The organism is Ectothiorhodospira lacustris, assembly GCF_022227785.1.
GTDB classification, from domain to species: Bacteria; Pseudomonadota; Gammaproteobacteria; order Ectothiorhodospirales; family Ectothiorhodospiraceae; genus Ectothiorhodospira; species Ectothiorhodospira lacustris.
The window spans coordinates 1-4680 of the sequence record NZ_JAJNQM010000129.1 but is presented as its reverse complement, the minus strand read 5'-3'; the positions used below and the strand labels follow the sequence as shown (position 1 = coordinate 4680).

Genomic DNA, 4680 nt, shown 5'->3' with positions numbered 1-4680 from the left:
GAATCGGACTCATGTAAGGCCCCATCAGCCCGGAGACGAAAGCCATGGGCAACAGGGCCGCAATCACCGCAAAGGTGGCCAGGATGGTGGGGCCGCCCACCTCGTCCACCGCCAGGGGGATGGCCTCCAGCAGCTTCTTCTGGCCCATCTGCATGTGGCGGTGGATGTTTTCCACCACCACGATGGCGTCATCCACCAGGATGCCGATGGAGAAGATGAGGGCGAACAGAGAGACCCGGTTGAGGGTGAAGCCGTAGGCCCAGGAGGCAAACAGGGTCGCCGCCAGGGTGATGACCACGGCGGTGCCGACGATGAAGGCCTCCCGCCAGCCCAGGGCCAGCCAGACCAGGATCACCACCGAGGCGGTGGCAAGGATCAGCTTCTGGATCAGGGTCCGGGCCTTGGCATCGGCGGTCTCGCCGTAGTTGCGGGTCACGGTGACCTCCACCCCTTCGGGGATGTGGGTGCCCCGGAGCTGTTCCATGCGGGTCATGAGCTGGGTGGCGATGTCCACCGCATTGGTGCCGGGCTGCTTGGCCACGGCAATGGTCACCGCGGGCTCGGTCAGGCCCGGTACGGCGCCGGTCTCGGAACCGACGCCCCAGCCGAAGCGAACATAGTTGTCCGGCAGGGCCGGTCCCTGACGCACCTGGGCCACATCCGACAGATACACGGGACTGCCCCCGTGGACCCCCACCACCAGGGAAGCGACCTCCGCCTCGCTGGAGAGGAAGCGACCGGCCTGCAGGGGAATCTCCAGATCATCCCGCACCAGCACCCCGGCATCCCGGGAGACATTGCCGGCCTGGAGGGCATGGCGCAGATCGTCCAGGCTCAGGCCAAAACCGGCCACACGCTGGGGATCCAGTCGCACCTGGACCACATGATCGGGCCCGCCGATGGTGTAGATGTCCCGGGTGCCCGGTACCCGCTTGAGCTCGGTTTCAAGGCTATGGGCCACCCGCAACAGTTCATGGGCGCCCCGAGTGGGGTCCGTGGTCCAGAGGGTGAAGGCCAGGATGGGTACATCGTCGATCCCCTTGGGCTTGATGATGGGCTGTCCCACCCCCAGCCCCTGGGGTAACCAGTCCTGATTGGAAAAGACCTGATTGTAGAGCCGCACGATGGCATCGGTACGGGGCTCGCCCACCTGATACTGAACCGTGATCACCGACAGACCGGGCTGGGACACCGAGTAGACATGCTCCAGGCCCTCGATCTCCGACAGCACCTGTTGGGCCGGGATGCTCACCAGTTGCTCCACCTCTTCCGCCGAGGCACCGGGGAAGGGAATGAACACGTTGGCCATGGTGACATTGATCTGGGGCTCTTCCTCGCGGGGCGTCACCAGGACGGCGAACAGCCCCATCAGCAGGGCCACCAGGGCCAGTAGCGGCGTGATCTGGGAGGTCAGGAAGGCCTTGGCGATACGCCCGGAGACCCCCATGGCACCGGTGTCCTTTGCAGCCCCGTTCATCGTGCCGCCTCCCGCTGCCGGGTCTTGAGGGCCACGCCGGCGACGACGGGATCCAGGGCCACCTGCTCGCCTTCGGATAGGCCGGCCAGGATGGCCACCTGCCCGTCACCCTCCGTCCGACCCGTGCGCACCTGGCGCAGGCTGATACGGCCCTGGTCATCCACCACATAGACCGCCGAGACCTCGCTGCGCTGTAACACCGCCGCGGCCGGCACCAGCAGGGTCTCCCGCTCGCCCACGGTGAAGGCCACCTTCACGAACATGCCCGGGAACAGGCCGGGGGTGCGATCAGGCAATTCGGCGCGAACCCGGAAACTGCCGGTGGCAGGATCGGCATAGGGGAAGAAGGTGAGGCGTTCCACCACCACCGCCGGCTGATCTTCCAGCAGGATCCGGGCGGTTTGATGTCGGCGCACCGGATTGATGAAGCGCTGAGGGACCTGCGTGGTAACCCGCAGAAACTCCAGGGAGATGCCGGACAGCAGCGGCTGCCCGGGACTGACGCTCTCCCCCACCTCCACGTGACGCTGGGTGACGATGCCCGCATAGGGGGCGCGTACCAAGGCGTGCTCCAGCGCCTCCTGAGCGCCGGCACGGGCCGCACGGGCGGACTCCAAGCGGGCGCGAGCCGCCTCCAGGGTAGCGGTGACCCGATCCATCTCGGCGCGGGAGATGAGCTGACGCTCGAAGATGCCCTGCGCCCGCTCAAATTCGGCCCGGGCCTCGTTGAAACGGGCCTGGGCCTCCCGCAGCCCGGCTTCGGCCTGGTCCAGGCGGGCGCGCTGCTCGGTGTCCCGCAGACGGATGATGATCGACCCCGCATCCACGAAGTCGTCCACATCATAGAGGACCTCCATGACCCGACCGCTGGTCTGGGCTGAGACCGTGGCCTGCTGGACCGCTTCCACCCGGCCATCGAAGACCTGCTCGGCGGGCAGGACGTGACGGGTGGCGGTGACGGTGACCGGATCCGGGCCGGCCAAGGCGGATGCGGCCCAGAAGATGAGCATGCCGGCGAGCAGCCGGTGCAGGCCTGAGTGGATCATGACGCGGTCTCCGTGAGGATCGGGCCTTCGGGCATCATGCCGAGGGCCCATGGAATATTAGTTTTCGCTAATTTATCATGGATTGAGCGTCATCAAAAGGCGGGCATCTCGAACCGGCGGTCACGGCCATGGGAAAATCATCCGGCCTGCCGTTCATGGTAAATTGAGCCCATTCCTTCTCCACAGATCACGACCCGGACATCCCCGCATGCGCGTATCCCAGTTTCCCCTGGCCACCCTCAAAGAGACCCCCGCCGACGCCGAGGTCATCAGCCACCAGCTCATGCTGCGGGCCGGTTACGTGCGCCGTCTGGCCTCCGGCCTGTATACCTGGATGCCCCTGGGACTGCGGGTGCTGCGCAAGGTGGAGGCCATCGTGCGTGAGGAGATGAACCGGGCCGGCGCCCTGGAAGTGCTGATGCCGGCGGTGCAGCCGGCAGAGCTGTGGCAGGAATCGGGACGCTGGGAGCAGTATGGACATGAGCTGCTGCGCCTGCGGGACCGCCATGACCGTGAGTTCTGCTTCGGCCCCACCCACGAAGAGGTGATCACCGATCTGGTGCGGCGGGAGGTGAACAGCTATCGCCAGCTGCCGGTGAACTATTACCAGATCCAGACCAAGTTCCGGGATGAGATCCGCCCCCGCTTCGGCATCATGCGGGCTCGGGAATTCCTGATGAAGGACGCCTATTCCTTCCACGCCGATGCCGAAAGCCTGCAGCAGACCTATGACCTGATGCATGCCGCCTACTCACGCATCTTCCAGCGCTGCGGCCTGGATTTTCGTGCCGTGCACGCGGACACCGGCTCCATCGGCGGCAGCAAGTCCCACGAGTTCCATGTCCTTGCGGACTCCGGCGAGGATGACATCGCCTTCTCCGACAGCAGCGACTATGCCGCCAACGTGGAACTGGCCGAGGCAGTGACTCCGATCCGGGAACGCCCCGCCCCCACCGAAGACATGCGCATGGTGGACACCCCCAACGTGCGCACCATCCAGGAACTGGTCGACGGCCACGACCTGCCCGTCGAACGGACCATCAAGACCCTGGTGGTGGCCGCCTCGGAAGAAACCGCCACCCAGCTCATCGCCCTGGTGGTGCGCGGCGACCATGAACTCAATGCCCTCAAGGCGGAAAAGCTGCCCCAGGTGGCCTCCCCCCTGCGCATGGCCAGCGAGGCGGAGATCCGTGCCGTGATCGGCGCCGGTCCCGGTTCCCTGGGTCCCGTCAACCTGCCCATCCCCTGCATCGTGGACCGATCGGTGGCGGTGATGAGCGACTTTGCCGCCGGCGCCAACCAGGAAGGCAAGCATCTGTTCGGTATCAACTGGGAACGGGACGTACCCCTGCCCATGGTGGCGGATCTGCGCAACGTGACGGCCGGTGACCCCAGTCCGGACGGCCGAGGCACCCTGGAGATCCGTCGGGGCATCGAGGTGGGCCACATCTTCCAGCTGGGGGAAAAATACAGCAAGGCCATGAATGCCACGGTGCTGGACGAGCAGGGACGTTCCCTGGTGATCACCATGGGCTGCTACGGCATCGGCGTCTCCCGGGTGGTGGCCGCGGCCATCGAGCAGAACCATGACGACCGGGGCATCATCTGGCCCGCCGCCCTGGCCCCCTTCCAGGTGGCCCTGTGCCCCATCAACGCCCACAAGTCCCAGCGTCTGCGGGAGGCCGCCGAGGACCTGTACCAGCGCCTGCAGGCAGCCGGCATCGACGTGCTCATGGACGACCGCAACGCCCGGCCCGGGGTCATGTTCGCGGATATGGAGCTGATCGGCATCCCGCACCGGATCGTGCTGGGCGAACGGGGCCTGGATGCGGGCGAGGTGGAGTACAAGGGCCGCCGGGACGCGGAGGCCACCATGGTCCCCATGGCGGCGCTGGAATCGTTCCTTCTGGAGCGGCTGGGGCGGTGATGACGTTGCCCCCCTCATCTTCAAGGGAGATGAGGGGGGTATGGGTCAGCATGGGCTATTTGACCCCGATTCAAAATTGGATTCATGGCCAATCAGATACCTATTTTGTCCGTATTTTTCGGAATCGTGATTCGGCAGACGGCATAGTAGCCAAATGCTCACCGTAATGGGTGAGACACGGTGAAGGCCCGAACCTCCGGCAACGAGAGAGACCCGCGTGTCTCAACGGA

General features: G+C 65.7%; 3 protein-coding genes. 1 reads left to right on the top strand and 2 read right to left on the bottom strand.

Annotation, left to right across the window (positions count from 1 at the left end):
• Both LQ952_RS15365 and LQ952_RS15360 read right to left on the bottom strand, forming a co-directional pair.
• On the bottom strand, nt 1-1477 hold a 1477-nt coding region (locus LQ952_RS15365), incomplete at its 3' end, for an efflux RND transporter permease subunit (RefSeq protein WP_238623495.1).
• A complete protein-coding gene (locus LQ952_RS15360) occupies nt 1474-2523 on the bottom strand; it encodes an efflux RND transporter periplasmic adaptor subunit (protein ID WP_238623494.1) in 1050 nt (349 codons plus the stop codon). The genes LQ952_RS15365 and LQ952_RS15360, both read right to left, overlap by 4 nt.
• A gap of 208 nt (nt 2524-2731) precedes the next feature.
• Between LQ952_RS15360 and LQ952_RS15355 the strand changes: the two genes are divergently transcribed.
• The gene (locus LQ952_RS15355; RefSeq protein WP_238623493.1) at nt 2732-4450 is read left to right on the top strand and encodes a proline--tRNA ligase; all 1719 of its coding nucleotides are present in this window, start codon (nt 2732-2734) and stop codon (nt 4448-4450) included.
• Nucleotides 4451-4680: the final 230 nt, after the last annotated feature.